This is a genomic window from uncultured Rhodococcus sp. (assembly GCF_963525155.1).
GTDB classification, from domain to species: Bacteria; Actinomycetota; Actinomycetes; order Mycobacteriales; family Mycobacteriaceae; genus Rhodococcus_F; species Rhodococcus_F qingshengii.
This window is the reverse complement of sequence record NZ_CAURKP010000014.1, coordinates 35,385-51,047: the sequence shown is the minus strand read 5'-3', so window position 1 is coordinate 51,047 and position 15,663 is coordinate 35,385. Positions and strand designations below refer to the sequence as shown.

The 15,663-nt window shown below is 63.9% G+C and carries 13 protein-coding genes; 8 read left to right on the top strand and 5 right to left on the bottom strand.

The features are described from left to right. Positions 1 to 46: 46 nt before the first annotated feature. The 3 genes from RWT78_RS05665 to RWT78_RS05655 all read left to right on the top strand — a co-directional run bounded on the left by RWT78_RS05665 (position 47) and on the right by RWT78_RS05655 (position 3,317). Positions 47 to 991 (top strand): alpha/beta fold hydrolase, encoded by a 945-nt coding sequence (locus tag RWT78_RS05665; RefSeq protein WP_037132348.1) that lies wholly within the window; start codon positions 47 to 49, stop codon positions 989 to 991. A gap of 262 nt (positions 992 to 1,253) precedes the next feature. Further along, on the top strand, positions 1,254 to 2,027 hold the full coding sequence (locus RWT78_RS05660; protein ID WP_003945605.1) for a VOC family protein: 774 nt from the start codon (positions 1,254 to 1,256) through the stop codon (positions 2,025 to 2,027). A 135-nt stretch (positions 2,028 to 2,162) separates the two neighbouring features. Further along, the gene (locus RWT78_RS05655; protein ID WP_054826163.1) at positions 2,163 to 3,317 is read left to right on the top strand and encodes an alkaline phosphatase family protein; all 1,155 of its coding nucleotides are present in this window, start codon (positions 2,163 to 2,165) and stop codon (positions 3,315 to 3,317) included. Here the strand turns inward: RWT78_RS05655 and murJ are convergent. From murJ to RWT78_RS05635, 4 genes are all read right to left on the bottom strand, one after another. Further along, positions 3,303 to 4,931, bottom strand: coding sequence for a lipid II flippase MurJ (gene murJ, locus RWT78_RS05650; protein WP_314674538.1), 1,629 nt, complete (start codon positions 4,929 to 4,931; stop codon positions 3,303 to 3,305). The two genes, RWT78_RS05655 and murJ, sit on opposite strands and share 15 nt — an antisense overlap. A 97-nt stretch (positions 4,932 to 5,028) precedes the next feature. After that, complete coding sequence (locus RWT78_RS05645) at positions 5,029 to 6,057, bottom strand: beta-ketoacyl-ACP synthase III (protein ID WP_003945837.1); 1,029 nt, start codon at positions 6,055 to 6,057, stop codon at positions 5,029 to 5,031. Between the two features lie 161 nt (positions 6,058 to 6,218). Then, positions 6,219 to 6,860, bottom strand: a complete 642-nt coding sequence (locus tag RWT78_RS05640; protein WP_003945784.1) for a response regulator transcription factor — start codon at positions 6,858 to 6,860, stop codon at positions 6,219 to 6,221. Continuing rightward, the gene (locus RWT78_RS05635) at positions 6,848 to 8,086 is read right to left on the bottom strand and encodes a sensor histidine kinase (protein ID WP_179090776.1); all 1,239 of its coding nucleotides are present in this window, start codon (positions 8,084 to 8,086) and stop codon (positions 6,848 to 6,850) included. The genes RWT78_RS05640 and RWT78_RS05635 overlap by 13 nt, the downstream gene beginning before the upstream one ends. 109 nt (positions 8,087 to 8,195) lie before the next feature. Between RWT78_RS05635 and RWT78_RS05630 the strand changes: the two genes are divergently transcribed. From RWT78_RS05630 to RWT78_RS05615, 4 genes are all read left to right on the top strand, one after another. Continuing rightward, positions 8,196 to 8,978, top strand: coding sequence for an ABC transporter ATP-binding protein (locus tag RWT78_RS05630; RefSeq protein ID WP_042452563.1), 783 nt, complete (start codon positions 8,196 to 8,198; stop codon positions 8,976 to 8,978). Then, positions 8,978 to 11,461 (top strand): ABC transporter permease, encoded by a 2,484-nt coding sequence (locus RWT78_RS05625; protein WP_314674530.1) that lies wholly within the window; start codon positions 8,978 to 8,980, stop codon positions 11,459 to 11,461. The genes RWT78_RS05630 and RWT78_RS05625 overlap by 1 nt, the downstream gene beginning before the upstream one ends. 21 nt (positions 11,462 to 11,482) lie before the next feature. Beyond that, positions 11,483 to 12,115, top strand: coding sequence for a bifunctional 2-polyprenyl-6-hydroxyphenol methylase/3-demethylubiquinol 3-O-methyltransferase UbiG (locus RWT78_RS05620; protein WP_054826522.1), 633 nt, complete (start codon positions 11,483 to 11,485; stop codon positions 12,113 to 12,115). Positions 12,116 to 12,204: 89 nt separating this feature from the next. Further along, the gene (locus tag RWT78_RS05615; protein WP_007734578.1) at positions 12,205 to 14,040 is read left to right on the top strand and encodes an acyl-CoA dehydrogenase; all 1,836 of its coding nucleotides are present in this window, start codon (positions 12,205 to 12,207) and stop codon (positions 14,038 to 14,040) included. An 86-nt stretch (positions 14,041 to 14,126) separates the two neighbouring features. Here RWT78_RS05615 and RWT78_RS05610 read toward each other — a convergent pair whose 3' ends face one another. After that, positions 14,127 to 14,759: a hypothetical protein gene (locus RWT78_RS05610; RefSeq protein ID WP_223304492.1), complete on the bottom strand. Its 633-nt coding sequence runs from the start codon at positions 14,757 to 14,759 to the stop codon at positions 14,127 to 14,129. A 179-nt stretch (positions 14,760 to 14,938) separates the two neighbouring features. Between RWT78_RS05610 and RWT78_RS05605 the strand changes: the two genes are divergently transcribed. After that, the gene (locus RWT78_RS05605) at positions 14,939 to 15,661 is read left to right on the top strand and encodes an ATP-binding cassette domain-containing protein (RefSeq protein ID WP_217018442.1); all 723 of its coding nucleotides are present in this window, start codon (positions 14,939 to 14,941) and stop codon (positions 15,659 to 15,661) included. Positions 15,662 to 15,663: the final 2 nt, after the last annotated feature.

Here is a 15,663-nt window from a genome sequence, read left to right as displayed (position 1 = left end):
GAACGAGTGCGTGACTACGACGACACCTCGGTGCATCCTGGCAGGTATGGAATCCGCTGTTTCGGCCCAACTCGTCGACGGAAGCACCCTCACACACCCGTGGGGCGGGACAAGCAACATCACCGATCTCGGCGGTGACGTTCACTGGATCGACTTCGGCGGTCCCAGCGGAGCGCCGCCCATCGTGCTCGTTCACGGTCTGGGCGGCTCGCACCTGAACTGGGTGCGGGTGGCACCGGCGCTGGCGGCGCGCACGCGCGTGTACGCACTTGACCTCGCCGGATTCGGACTCACCTCTGCCCGTGGGCGACACACCGGCGTCGATGCCAACACAGTACTTCTGAATCGCTTTCTCGACACAGTGGTGGGTGAGCCCGCCGTCCTGTTCGGCAATTCCATGGGCGGAATGGTCTCGGCAATGTCGACCCATGCCAGTCCCGAATCAGTCGCCGGCCTGGTCCTGGTGGATCCGGCGCTCCCCCTGCCCGTCCAACTTCCCGATCTGACCGTCGCCGCCCAATTCGCGCTCTACTCGATGCCGTACGTCGGTGAGCAGGTTCTCGGCTTCGGACGCCGAAAGATGTCAGACCGGCAGTTGGCCGCTCAGATGACCAGATTGTGTTTTGCCGATCCGACGCGAGCCGACCCCGCGGTCCTCGACGCGGGTGCTGCCTTGACGGCGATTCGCCGCAACGAACCTACCCAGGATGCCGAATTCCTTCAGGCAGCACGGTCACTGCTGATGACCCTCGCCCGTCCTGCCTCCTATCGAAAGACATTGCGAGAGATCACGACTCCGACGCTCCTGATGCACGGCGATCGCGATCGGCTTGTCCCGGTCGAGGCCGCACGGGCAGCCGCTGCTGCACATCCACACTGGACCACCATCATTCTCGGCGACACCGGCCACACCCCACAATTGGAGATTCCGGACGAGTTCACCCGTCATGCGCTCGCGTGGCTCGATCGCACGGGGCTGATCAGGAGCTGACACGTACCAACACTCCCCGGTGGAACGCCCTTGCCGATCGAGCAAGTGCCCCATCAACTTCGGAGTATCAAGAACGATTCGGCGGTCGTCTACGTTGGCAGGTCCGGCCCACCGGGGAACGCGAAACGGACACATACCCCAAAGCTCTCGAACCCTGGGAATGTGTCGGGGTACGCGCGTAGCGTGAGATTCAGGCCTTCCTCGGCCAAGCATTTCCGCGTCCCCTGCTTGTGTATCCGTTTCGGTTAAGGAGAGTTTTCAGATGCCCGCACGCACAGCGCTCGACGGAACACCCTGTTGGATCGACCTCACCAGCTCCGACACCGAGGTTGCCAAATCCTTCTACACCAACGTGTTCGGCTGGCAGGCGGACACAAACGACGACCCGCAGTACGGCGGCTACGCGATCTTCAGCAAAGACGGGCAGCCCATCGCCGGGCTCGGACCCCAGCAGGAGGGAAACCCCTACGGCAACGTGTGGACCACCTACATCTCCTCGACTGATGCGGCAGCGTCGGCGTCCAAGGCCCAAGCCTCGGGCGGAATGGTCATGATGCCGTCGATGCAGGTCGGTCCTCAGGGCAGCATGGCGATCGTGGGCGATCCGGCCGGTGCCGTCGTCGGCATCTGGCAGGCAGATCAGCACCACGGCTTCGGTTTGGTCGGCGAGGCCGGAGCGCCGGTCTGGCACGAGACCTTGTCCAAGAACTACGCCGCGGTCCTGCCGTTCTACACCGACGTGTTCGGCTGGACTTACGAGTCGATCGGTGACAGCGACGAGTTCCGGTACTCACAGGCCAAGCAGGGCGACACGGTCGTCGCCGGTTTGATGGATGCCAGCTCGTTCCTCCCGGCAGAGGCGCCGTCGTTCTGGCAGGTGTACTTCGGGGCGGACGACACCGATGCGGCCGTCGCCAAGGTCGTCGAATTCGGCGGCAGCGTCTTGCGCGATCCCGAGGACACGCCCTTCGGTCGTCTCGCGTCGGTGGCCGATCCACTAGGTGCCAAGTTCCAGATCTCCACGATCATGGAATGAATCTCCGCGCGGAGGCCGCACCGGTCCGCGGTCTCTGCGCGCTGATCATCTGGAAAGTCCGGATTTGACCGCACAGATTTGAACACTCGCCCAGAAGGTATGCAGTTTTCTGCGTCCAACGCCTAATCTCATGGGATGCCCGCCCCCGCCCCTCTCCTCGATGTGTACTCGCAGCCGACTCTGTCGACGCTTGCGCCGTCGGTACTCGCTTCTCTCGGAGTGAGCGGCGAAGCGAACCGTCTCGATCTACAGCCCAGCAAGAAGACCGTAATTCTGCTGGTAGACGGGATGGGCGCGAATTTGCTCGCCCGCAACGTCGAACATGCACCATTCCTGAATTCACTGATCGGAACGCCCATCCGGGCAGGCTTCCCCACGACGACGGCCACCAGCATCGTCTCACTGGGGACCGGTCTGCCTTCGGGAGCGCACGGCATCACCGGCTACCAGTCCTACGTCGAAGAAGCCGATTCGGTGTTCAACTGGCTGGGTTGGCACAGCGCGGGCAAGAAGGAATCTCAGACCGACTCCATCGTCCCGGAAACCCTGCAGCCGCAGGCCACGACGTTCGATCGCGCCGCCGCGGCCGGCATCACCGTTACAACCGTCGTACCGTCGAAGTTCGACGGCAGCGGCCTCACCCGTGCCGGGATGCGCGGTGCCCAGTTCGCCGGAATCCAGGCATACGGAGACCTCCTCGCTCGCACCGTGGCGGCGTCGAAATCTGCCGACCGCACGTTCACGTACTGCTACATCAGCGAGATCGATGCACTCGGCCACGTCTACGGACCCGAGTCCGAGCCGTGGATCTTCCAACTGATGCTGGTCGATCGACTGGTCGAGCAACTCGCCGCTGCACTCGGCCCGGACGTGAGATTGCTGGTGACGGCAGACCACGGAATGGTCGACGTGTCGGACGAGAACAAGATCGACTTCGACAACACTCCAATTCTGTCCAAAGATGTACTCGCTCTTGCCGGTGAACCTAGATGTCGTCACATCCACACCCGAGAAGGCGCTGCACAAGATGTTGCGGACCGCTGGCGCGCCGAACTGGGTGACCGCATGTGGATCGGGACGAGGTCCGAGGGCATAGTCGCAGGATTGTTCGGGCCTGCAGTGCATTCCGAGTATCACGGCCGGATCGGGGATGTCATCGCCATTGCGTCCGGGGACGTGGCCGTCGTACGTCGATCTGTCGAATCGGGACTGTCCGGCCTCCGTGGACAGCACGGCGCCCTCACTCCGGACGAACTGCTGGTACCGCTCTTGTCCTCAGGACAGCAGTAGGGTTCGCGCCCGGCGAATCTCGGGAACACCGACGACCTTGCATGCGCCCAACAGGACGACGGCACCGACGGCCGCACCCGCCGACAATGAAATAACAGCAGCAAGCCTGGGCTCGGGAACTCGGTTCTGAACCGCCACCACCAAAGCGAGCGCACAACCACCTGCCAGAATTGCCGCCGCCGAAATCCTTCCGACGGTGGCCTGCACGCGACGGAATCCCAACAGCCCGTATCGCTTTCGAAGAAGGATGTGGCCGAGTACCGCTCCGCACACGTAGGAGAACGAGCCGGCGGCACAGACGGCCAGGACCAGCCTTTCGTCACTCGCCGACAGTGACGCAAGAAGGACGAGCGCAGTCTTGGCGACCACCATCACCAGGGCGATCACCGCGGGAGTTCGGGTGTTGTTGTCGGCGTAGAACACTCGCAGCTGAAGCATGACCATCGCAAAGGGCACCAGCCCGAATGCACTGACCGCAACGGCCGTCCCGATCAACCGGGCACTGCTGCCGTCGACCCGGCCGAAGAAGATCAAGGTGGTCAACGAGGGGCCGAACACCATGAGCGCCACAGTGACCGGAATCAGCGCCACCACCGAATACCGGGCTCCCCGGCCGAGATCGGATACGACGCCGACGTCGTCACCCGCAGCAACCGACCTGGCGATCCGCGACATCAGCACCGTCAACAACGACACACCGAGAATGCCGTACGCCACTTGAAACAGCAGATCCGCGTGCGTGTACATCGAGTAGACGTGACGGGAGAGAGTGACCTTCATCGTCACCCACACACCGATCTGGCCGGCAACGACGTACACAAGTACCCAGCCGAGCAACGGCGCCCCGACGCGCACCGGGCGCCAGGTGTGCGGTACGACCCGCACGCGAAGGCGCCACCGAAACCCGTTGCGGTGCAGCGCTCGAGCAACGACGGCGGTTTGCGCCACGATCCCGAGCAGAGTGCCGACACCGATCACCAGAACCTGCGCGGTGGTCATCGACTCGGGAGTCAGAGCCACCGGCCCCGGGATACACAGGAAGACCGCGACCGTCACCAGAAGGACGACGTTGTTGATCACCGGTGCCCAGGCCGGCGCGCCGAATACCGATCGAACGCTGAGCACAGCCGTCATCATCGCCGTGACGCCGTAGAAGAAGATCTCCGGAAGAAGCAAGTACGCGAAGAGCGTCGTGAGCTCTCGTTGAGCCGGATCATCGATCACGGCCGAGACCAGAGGCGGCGCGCACACCACGGCCACTACCGTCACGAGCGCAAGAGCCAGCGCTCCGACGGTGAGAACGCGCTGCGTCTGCTCTCGTTCGAGCGTCCGCCCACGGCTCCGTTGCCGCGTCAGATACGGAAGCAGGACGCTGGCGAGAATCCCGCCGAGGAGGAGCTGATAGACCATGTTCGGGAAGCTGTTGGCCGCGTTGTACGCATCACTGACGAGGGCAATGCCCAGGACCGCGGCAAGGGCAAGGGTGCGGACGAAGCCGGTGATCCGACTGACCGTGCTGGCGAGCGCCACTTGCCCACCCATCTTCGCCAAGCTGCCGCCCGTCTCAGCTGAACGTTCGGACTTGCGTTCGGACTCCCCCACGCTCTCGACCATCTCGCCAGAGTGCCACATCGCAGACGTTCGACGATCCGGACGGAAACGGAAGGGCGCCCCGAACCGTGGGTTCGAGGCGCCCTTCCGTAAGGAACAATCAGGCGGATTCCGCTCCAGCCAACGGCGGCATGACGACAACCTGACCGGCGAAGGACAGGCCCGCACCGAAGGCGAGAAGCAATGCCTTGTCGCCCGGCTTGCACTGGCCGTCGCGCAGCATCTGCTCCATGGCGAGCGGGATCGAGGCCGCGGACGTGTTGCCCGTCTCGGCGATGTCGTTGGAGACGGGGAAGCCCTCGGGCAGCTTCATGCTGCGAGCGATGACCTCGTTGATGCGCTGGTTTGCCTGGTGCGGCACAAAAGCGTCGATGTCTTCGATACCCAGCCCCGACTTCTCCAGGGTGCGAGTGGCGACCTTGCCCATCTCGAAGGCAGCCCAGCGGAACACCGCGGTGCCGGCCATCTTGATCCACGGCCGAGGTCCGGTCGGGTTCTTGGTGTAGTCGAGCCAGCTGGGCTCCTGAACGATGGCGTCGGACTGGCTGCCGTCCGAACCCCACTCGACCGGGCCGATTCCGACGGTGTCACTCGGGCCGACGACAACTGCGCCTGCGCCGTCACCGAAGATGAAGCGCACGCTGCGATCGGTGGGCTCGGTGGCCTCGCTCATCAACTCGACGCCGACGACGAGTACGTGATCAACCGTGCCACCGCGAACGAGGTCGCTGGCCACTGCAAGAGCGGTACAGAAACCGGCGCAGCCTGCCGCGACGTCGAATGCAGCCGGACCCTTGATGCCGAGCTCGTGGGCGACGATGGACGCAGCCTGGGGAGTCTGCAGGTCCCACGTCGACGTCGCGATGATCACGGCGCCGATCTGCTCGGGTGCAATGCCGCTGACGTCCAGTGCTTTACGGGCAGCGCTGATCGACATCGCGAGGATGCCTTCACCCTCGCCGGAGAACCGGCGCGACTTGATACCCGATCGCGTCTGGATCCACTCGTCGGTGGAATCGATCAGCTCGCAGATCTCGTCGTTGGTCACGACTCGCTCCGGGCGGTGAACGCCGAGCCCGAGAAGGACGGACTGCCGACCTCCGGCCACACTGGCAATCGGCTTACCCATTGATCGATCTCCTCGTTGGTTTCTGGTGATGACGCGCATTCGACATCACACGTTACGTACAGGACATAAGCCCCTGCCTCTCAGGTCACCGTTCGATCACGGCAACAACATGAGGCTGGCTCACATTACGCTTCGGTCAGGTATGTAGTCCAGATCCACGATCAGGCGCGCAAATGAGCTAGAACTGCCAAAACACGACGATGCCCGCTTTCGGAAGCCGACAGGCCGAGTTTTGCGAAGATATTTCCTATGTGCTTGCTCACAGCGGTGTCGCTGACGACCAGTTTCCTGGCGATTTCCTGATTTCCCAACCCCTCCGCCATCAGTCCGAGAACCTCGGACTCGCGTGGCGTCAGCGATCTGATCGGATCGTCGGCGCGTCGACGGCTCATCAGTTGGGATACGACCTCGGGATCCATCACGGTTCCACCGTCGACGACCCGGTTCAATGCGTCGACGAACTCGGCTACCTTCCCGACTCGTTCCTTGAGCAGGTACCCGACCCCGCCGGCGCCTCCTGCCAACAATTCACCGGCGTAGCGATCCTCGACGTACGCGGAAAGGACCAGGACGGGAAAGCCCGGGCGAAGCTTGCGCACCTCGATCGCCGCTCGAAGTCCCTCGTTGGTGAAAGTAGGAGGCATCCGGACGTCGAGCACCGCGGCATCGGGGGCGGTCTCCTCGAACACCGTGAGGAACTGCGCGGCGTCGGAGACAGCAGACACCTCGAAGCCCTCTCCGCGGAGCAGCAGTGCCAGCCCCTCTCGCAGGAGAGCGTCGTCCTCGGCAATCAGAATCCGCACGGTAGTTCCACCCTCATCGTTGTCGGTCCACCCTCCGGGCTCTCCAATACTGCGGTTCCTTCGAAAGCCTCGACCCGGCGTCGAATACCCGCCACGCCGCCGCCCGGGCGTTCGTTCGCGCCGCCGTGACCGTCGTCGATCACGTCGATGAGCATCGTCTCACCCGACGAGTCGTCCGACGTCTCCGTCCGTGCCGTGACGGTGACCCTGCGGGCTCCGCTGTGTTTTGCGACGTTGGTCAAGGCCTCGGCGACGACGAAGTACGCAGCAGCCTCGACGGCAGCCGGGGCACGGCGGAGCTCGTCGATCTCGAGTACGCAGGGCACGGCGGAGCGCCCGGCGAGCGCCGAGATCGCGCCCTCCAGACCCAACTCGTCGAGGATCGGCGGGTAGATGTCGTGCACCAACGTCCGGAGTTCGCTCAACGCCTCGGTGGCCGCATCTTGGGCCCGATGCAGTTGCGGCAGAGCCTGGTCCGGATTGTTCTGCAACGACCGCTCCGCCATTCCCAGCATCATCACCACCGCGACCAGACGGTTCTGCGCGCCGTCGTGCAGATCCCGCTCGATGCGCTTGAGTTCGGCCGAATGCGCGTCGAGCGCCGCAGCGCGGCTGGCCGTCAGGGCGGTGACGCGCTTCGAGAGGTCCGAACGCGTATCCGGCGCAAGCAAAGTCGTGGTCGACCAGCTGATCCATTTCGCCATCGCGGGGATCAACCACCACGCGATCAGGAAGTACAGGATGCCGATCAACGGCATTCCGGCAGCGCCCAGCCACGACGTCACGGGGTACGGGTTGTTGACGGGTTCGCCCGCGGGCATCTGCTGCCAGTACAGCGGGACGGCAATCGCATTGAGCGCACCGAGTGGCAGAGCAATGGTCAGCATCGCCGCGACGAAAGCACCCAGACCATGAATCGACAACCAGGCCGCGTCGCGCCTCGTCGACTGATCGGTGAGGAACCGGCTCCAGTCCCCGAATGTCGGATTGCTGGGCATCGGCGGGTATCGCTGCAGAACAGGGCGTCCGGTGTACGCAGCGGTGCGTTTGCGAGCCAGGCCGGCCCACCACCGGAGCACTCGCACGTACGACGGCAACAGCAACCAGCCGACGATCAGAATCGAGAGCGACAACAGAATGAGACCGACCATCAGCAAGAACAGGGAAACCACAGCTGCCGCGCCCTCGACGAGCACGTACACCGCAGCCCTGGTTCTCTTCTTCACTGCCCCAGCATGCCGCACCACACCGCACGATCCACTACAGCTGGCTACACCATTGATTCGGGACTCTGCTGGATGTCGACGAATGCCGAATCTCCATAGCGTTCTTCCCATGAAGAATCGACACTCGGTCCTCGCCTCGCCGGCCCCTGGTGCCACGGGAGCTCGAACATCTGCCGTGCGACTAGAAGGGGTCAGCAAGGTCTACGGCAACGGCCGCGGCGCCGTGACCGCCCTCGACAACGTCAGCCTCACTCTGCCGCGCAGCACCTTCACCGCCGTGATGGGCCCGTCCGGATCAGGTAAGAGCACTTTCCTGCACTGCGCCGCGGGCCTCGACCGACCGAGCAGCGGATCGGTGTGGCTGGGCGATACCGAAATTTCACAGCTGAAGCCGAAGGCCCGCAGCATCTTCCGTCGCGATCACATCGGTTTCGTCTTCCAGGCCTACAACCTGCTCGGCGCTCTCGACGTCGAGCAGAACGTCACGCTCCCCCTACTCCTCGCCGGGCGACGAGCCGACAAGCAGTACCTGACCTTCGTCCTCGAATCCGTCGGACTCGGATCACACCGAAAGCGCAAACCCTCCGAACTGTCCGGCGGTCAGCAGCAACGCGTCGCCATCGCGCGCGCCCTCGTCACTCACCCCGACGCACTCTTTGCCGACGAACCGACCGGCGCCCTCGACTCCCGCAGCGCCAAGCAGGTTCTGGAGTTGTTGCGCCGGACGGCTGCCGAGTTCGACCAGACCATCGTCATGGTCACGCACGACCCGGTGGCCGCGTCGTACGCCGATCGTGTGCTGTTCCTCGCCGACGGGAAACTTGTCGGGCACATCGACCGCCCGACCCCGCAGCAGATCGCCGAGCGCATGACGCACCTCGGGGACTGGTGATGATGAAAGCGCACACCTTTGCCCATCTGAAAGCGCATCGCTCCGGTTTCGTCGCCGTGTTCGTCTCCGTATTCTGCGCAGCGCTCCTCACCTGCGGTCTGGGTGTGCTGCTGGAATCGGGAGTGCGAGGCGGTGTCTCACCCCATCTCTACGCCGGTGCCGACGCCGTCGTGAGTGCGCCACAGGCGCTCGAGGTCAAGGAAGACGCCGATCAGCCTTTTGCCGAGCGAGTTCTCCTCGACAGCGATACGGTCCGCAAGCTCGACACACTCGATGTCACGGTGGTTCCCGACATCTCCGTCCCGGTCAGCACGGCCGAGGGCGTCGTACTCGATGCACATCCTTGGAACACAGCACAATTGGCACCGTACTCGCTCACCGAGGGGCGCGCTCCGCAGAGCCGCGACGAGGTGGTCTCGACCACGGGCGCCGCGCTCGGCGAGCGAATCACGCTGGCTCACGGCGCGATAGCCGACGAGTACACCGTCGTCGGCACAGCTGATTCGGCTTCGGTGCCGTCACCCGACCGTCCGGCACTCGTCTTCCTCGACGACGCAGAGGCCGAACGGTTGTGGCCGCACCAGAACGCTGTCACCGCAGTCGGATTGATCGCTCCCGAAGGCGTGGATGCTGCCGCTCTCGCCCGCGATGCACTCGCCGGAACCGGTGCGGAGGTCTCGACCGGCACTGCACGCGGAGGCATCGAATTCCTCGACGCTGGTGCTGCGCGGACCCAGTTGATCGTGCTCTGCGCGTCGTTTGCCGGTCTCGCGTTGATGGTCAGTATGTTCGTCGTTTCCAGCACGCTGTCGCTCTCGATCAACGCCAGACGCCGAGAGTTCGCTCTGCTGCGGGCAATCGGAGCCACCACGCGGCAAGTGCACGTCATGATCGGACGTGAAGTGCTGCTCGTTGCTGCTGCGGCGGCAGCTCTCGGCGCGGTGCCCGGATACCTGCTCGCCCGAGTGCTTGGCGCACAGTTCGTCGACGCCGGGGTCATGCCCACCGATTTCGCGCTGGCCTACAGCCCGCTTCCGGCGATTGCAGCTTTTCTGATCTGCGTACTCACTGCCCGCGCGGCAGCGGCGATCGCGGCACGACGACCGGCGAAGCTCGACCCCGTCGAAGCGCTTCGCGAATCCGAAAGCGGCCCGGCGAAACTGAGCCGCGGACGCATCGTCACCGGGCTGATTTTCGGTGCCGCCGGTCTCGGCGCGTGCATCCTCCCCGCTTTCCTGCCCGGCAGCGTGGCAGCCGCTGGAGCCGGTTCGAGCGCACTGTTGTTGATCTTCTCTGTCGCGCTGCTCGGCCCGTTGTTGGTGCGCGGCATCATCAAGGTGATCGGCGGTCCACTGCGCCGTAGTGGGTCGGCGTCCAAAGTTCTCGCTGCCGCCAACGCCGAATCCAATTCGAGGCGGCTCTCGTCGGCGGTTGTTCCGTTGGCTCTCGCCATCGCCCTGGGCTCGGTGCAGTTCTTCAGCCAGAGCACCGTCGCCGCCGAGGCGACCAACCAGTCGATCAAGGGCGTCACCGCCGACCTGATCGTCGGCGCACCAGCCGGTATCGCTCCCTCGCTCCTCGAGTCGATCGCATCGGTGCCCGGAGTGAGTGCGGCAAACCCGGTAGTCCGCAGTCAAGTCCTGCCGGTACCCAGCGGCGAGAAAGGCGGCTCAGCCGACAGCGCGATCGCGGCCCAGGGCATCGACGCCGCCGGCGCCGACGCAACCCTCGATCTCGCGGTGACCGAGGGCGACCTCAGCGCTCTGACCGGCGATACCGTTGCCGTCAGCGAAGACGGGGCCTTCACACTCGGAGCCGAGGTCGGCCAGCGCGTCGACCTCTATCTGGGAGACGGAACACTGGTACATCCGATGGTCGTCGCGAAATATGGTCGCGGCCTCGGATTCGGGGACGTGACCATGCCGATCGAGACTTTGCGTCAGCACTCCACCGACGCTCTGATCGACACCGTTCTGGTTGCTGCCGAACCCGGACGGTCGGCCGAAGTCCAGCAGTCGTTGCTCTCGTTCCCCTCGATCGCCGCGCTGAACCAGGACCAGTTCGGGGCCGCAGGCGAAGATCAGCGTCGCATGCAGTCGTGGGTCAGCATCCTCGCCGTCCTGGTCCTGCTCGGTTATCTGGCAGTCGCCGTCGTGAATACCTTGGTCGCCGCCACTGCGGAGCGTTCCCGCGAGTTCGCGCTCCTTCAACTGGTGGGCTCGCGGACGAGGCAGGTCCGAGCGATGATGCGTATCGAGTCGTTGATGGTGGTGGGAATCGCCGTCGTGGTCGGATCACTGATCGCCCTGCCGCCTCTGATGGGTATCGCCGTAGCGGTGTCCGGGCAGCCGATCCCGGCGATTTCACCGGCGATCTACGGTGCCATCGTCGCCGTGACCGCTGTTCTGGGATTCATCTCCATCGCGATCCCGACGCGCGCCGCCCTGCGCAAGAACCCGATGGACGGCGTCCGTAACAACTGAGTGGCACTACCGTCGTCATCTATGGATGCGGCCGCCTGGGACAAGAAGTACGAAGAAACCGAGCTCGTCTGGGGCGCTCCACCCAACGAGCTGCTGGTGGAATACGCGACGGCCCTCCCCCACGGCCAGGCACTGGACCTGGCGTGCGGGGAGGGCCGTAACGCGTTGTGGCTCGCGACCCGCGGTTGGGAGGTCACCGGGATCGACTACTCGGCCGTCGCGATCGAGAAAGCCCGCACGATCGCGGCCCGCTCGCCCCGATCGGTTCTCGACCGGCTCGACTACCGGTGCGGCGACGTCACCGGCGCGGAGTACGCCTCCCGGAACGGGCAGGGATACGACTTGGCCCTGCTTCTTTACCTTCATCTGCCCGCACCACAACGCACCCTGGTTGTGAACCGTGCCATAAATTCTCTGAAACCTGACGGAATCCTCATGATTTTGGGTCACGACCGAAGCAACATCGACTACGGCGTCGGCGGCCCGAAAGATCCCGAAATCCTTTACACACCAGAGGAATTGATGCAGGAGTTCCAAGGAAGGCTCGAGTTCGAGATCGCCGGAAATCCGCACAGACACACCGAAACGGGAATCGCGGTCGACGCGCTTGTCATCGGACGCAAATCCGGTGTTGGCAATGCAAAGAACGGCTAGTAACATGTATTAAGTTACCGACGAGTAATAAACTTCGGGCGGTACTAGGAGTGCTGGACCGCACCACCTCACTGGGAGAAGCAGAAGACATGGGCCATTACAAGAGCAACGTTCGGGACCTGGAGTTCAACCTCTTCGAGGTTCTCGGACTGGAGAAGCCACTGAGCGAAGGCGCTTGGGGCGACCTGGATGCCGACACTGTCCGCAACATGCTGGCAGAGGTCGCACGCCTGGCCGAGGGACCGCTTGGCGAATCTTTCGCCGATGCGGACCGCAACCCCCCTGTCTTCGATCCCGAGACGCACACCGTTGCACTTCCGGAATCCTTCAAGAAGTCGTTCAAGGCTCTGTGGGATGCCGAGTGGTACCGCATGGGATTGAGCGAAGAGGTCGGCGGCGTGCCGGTTCCCCGCTCCGTCGTGTGGGCCATCGGTGAGCTGATCCTGGGCGCACAGCCTGCAGCGCACATGTACCAGGCCGGACCCGCCTTCGCGGACGTGCTGTTCAACAACGGCACCGAAGAGCAGAAGAAGTGGGCAGCCACCATCGTCGAACGCGGATGGGGCGCCACCATGGTCCTCACCGAGCCCGACGCCGGCTCCGACGTCGGTGCCGGACGCACCAAGGCAATCAAGCAGGACGACGGCTCCTGGCACATCGAGGGCGTCAAGCGCTTCATCACCTCGGCAGACTCGGACGACCTGTTCGAGAACATCTTCCACCTCGTTCTCGCTCGCCCCGAAGGCGCCGGACCCGGCACCAAGGGCCTGAGCCTGTTCTTCGTCCCGAAGACGCACTTCAACTTCGAGACCGAAGAGTTCGGCGAGCGCAACGGCGTCTTCGTCACCAACGTCGAACACAAGATGGGCCTGAAGGTCTCCGCCACATGTGAGGTCACCTTCGGCGGCCACGGCATCCCCGCACAGGGCTGGCTGGTCGGCGAGGTCCACAACGGCATCGCCCAGATGTTCGACGTCATCGAGCACGCTCGAATGATGGTCGGCACCAAGGCAATCGCCACCCTCTCGACCGGTTACCTCAACGCTCTCGACTACGCCAAGCAGCGTGTTCAGGGCGCAGACCTGACCCAGATGACCAACAAGGCAGCACCGCGCGTGACCATCACGCACCACCCCGACGTGCGTCGCAGCCTGGCAATGCAGAAGGCATACGCCGAGGGCCTGCGCGCGGTGTACCTCTACACCGCAGCACACCAGGACGAGGTTGTCGCCCAGCTCGTCTCGGGCGCAGACAAGGACACCGCGTTCCGCGTCAACGACCTGCTGCTCCCGATCGTCAAGGGCGTCGGCTCCGAGCGTGCGTACCAGTACCTGACGGACAGCCTGCAGACCCTCGGTGGCTCCGGCTTCCTGCAGGACTACCCGATCGAGCAGTACATCCGCGACTCCAAGATCGACTCGCTGTACGAAGGCACGACGGCCATCCAGGCTCAGGACTTCTTCTTCCGCAAGATCGCTCGTGACCGCGGCGTCGCGCTCGCTCACGTTGCGGGACAGATCAAGACCTTCATCGACAGCGAAGCCGGCAACGGTCGTCTGAAGGCGGAGCGCGCACTGCTCGCCACCGCACTCGAAGACGTCCAGGCCATGGCTGCCACGCTCACCGGCTTCCTCATGGGAGCTCAGGAGCAGCCCACCGAGCTGTACAAGGTCGGCCTCGGCTCCGTCCGCTTCCTGATGTCCGTCGGCGACCTGCTCATCGGCTGGCAGCTGCTCCGCCAGTCCGAGATTGCTCTCGCAGCACTCGACAACGGCGCTTCCGACAAGGACAAGGGCTTCTACGAGGGCAAGGTCGCCATCGCGTCCTTCTTCGCCAAGAACGTCCTGCCCGAGCTCACCGCTTCACGCGAGATCATCGCGAACACCGAGAACGACATCATGGAGATCGACGAAGCAGCATTCTGATTCGTTCCTGATTCATGAAAAGTGCCGGTCCCGAGAACGTTTCGGGGCCGGCATTTTCGGTTGTCGGCACTCGGTGGTGACTGGTGTCATCTGCGCTCGATGGTCGGGCAACTGATCTGCGCGGACAGTACCGACGTCGTCGGTTGCTCGCCCGGTCGTGCCGCCGTACCCGCCAGGGAAAGCGCCACGCGCCTGCGGTCCGGAGAACTGACTATTTCGACGGACTTGTCGTCGCCACCGCCGAAGGACACGAACTGTCCGCTCTGATCCGAGAACTTCATGATCGCGGACCCGTGCTGACCTGGTTCGGGTTTCTCGTTCACGTAGACCTGCAACTGGAAATCACGTCCCGGATATTCGCCGCCGCCGTCGTACTCGTAGAAGGAACTCGTGTGCACCTCGTAGGCCCACTGACGGTGACCGGCGGGCAGCGAATCCGCCCAGTTGTGCTCGAAACACGTGACGGATCCAGGCAGCGAGACATTGGCTGCGCCGCTCCACCCACCGGACAGGGTGATGGCTCCGTATGGCGCTGCTTCGGACTCGTGCCGATCGGAGGGCAAGGGCGGCACCGTCAAGGGTCCGACATTGCGACCGGTGAACTCGAAAAGCCTTTCGCTCGACACGAACGGGGGCGACTCGCGCTCACCGGCACAGGAGACAACCGACAGGGTGGCCATGACCAGCACCGCGCACATCCCGCGTCTACGAACCGGCACCTCGACTCCCCCGTTCCGTTTCCAACAGAATACATACCGTTCGGTCTCCAAGTTGCCGGACGTGTCCGACACATCCCATTCATGGGACAGCTCGCCCGCTACCGATGTGATTGGGTGAGCACGAACGTCCACTGAACCAGCACTCGGTTCTTTCGAAGGCCGAGTAGATCAACAGACAGGTGATCATCGTGGTCGCACCAGAGCACGCACAACCCGATTACGCCCCTGACCTGGCATTGACCGCCACGGACTTGGCGCTCGACGGCCCATGGGGGCCGGTGTTCGGACCCGTCAATCTCAAGATTCGTGCGGGCGGTGTGACCATCCTCGAAGGCTCGGCCGGTTCAGGACGTACGTCCTTACTTCTGACACTCAGCGGGCGAATGAAAGCCAGTTCCGGATCACTGTCCGTCTTCGGTCGAACGCGTCCCCGAGAGATCTTCGAGATCGCCGGGATCGCCGGGTTCGAGGACATCGACGAGCTTGCCGAGTCCGTCACCGTCCGCGATCTGATCACCGAACAAATTCGCTGGGATGCTCCCTGGTACAAACTCGTCGGACGCGCCGGAGACCGCGAACTCGAAGCGGTGTGCGCTCCCGTCTTCGGCGATCATCCGTTGCCTGCGCTCGGCCGATACGTCAGCGATCTCGGGGAACTCGAGGCGACCCTGCTGCGTATCGCCGTCGCGAACACGAAGAAGCCGGCCTTGCTGGTCGTCGACGATCTCGAACAGGTGCGGCGTGACTCCGAGCGCGCATATCTCGTCGAGCGACTGGTCGAGATGGGGAGCTACCAGACCATCATCGCGTCGACCGTCAACCCGCTGCCCGACGGATCACCCATCGATGCCGTCACCCTGCTCCAAGAAGTCACCAATCCCGACCAAGAAGGGGCGAGGTAACC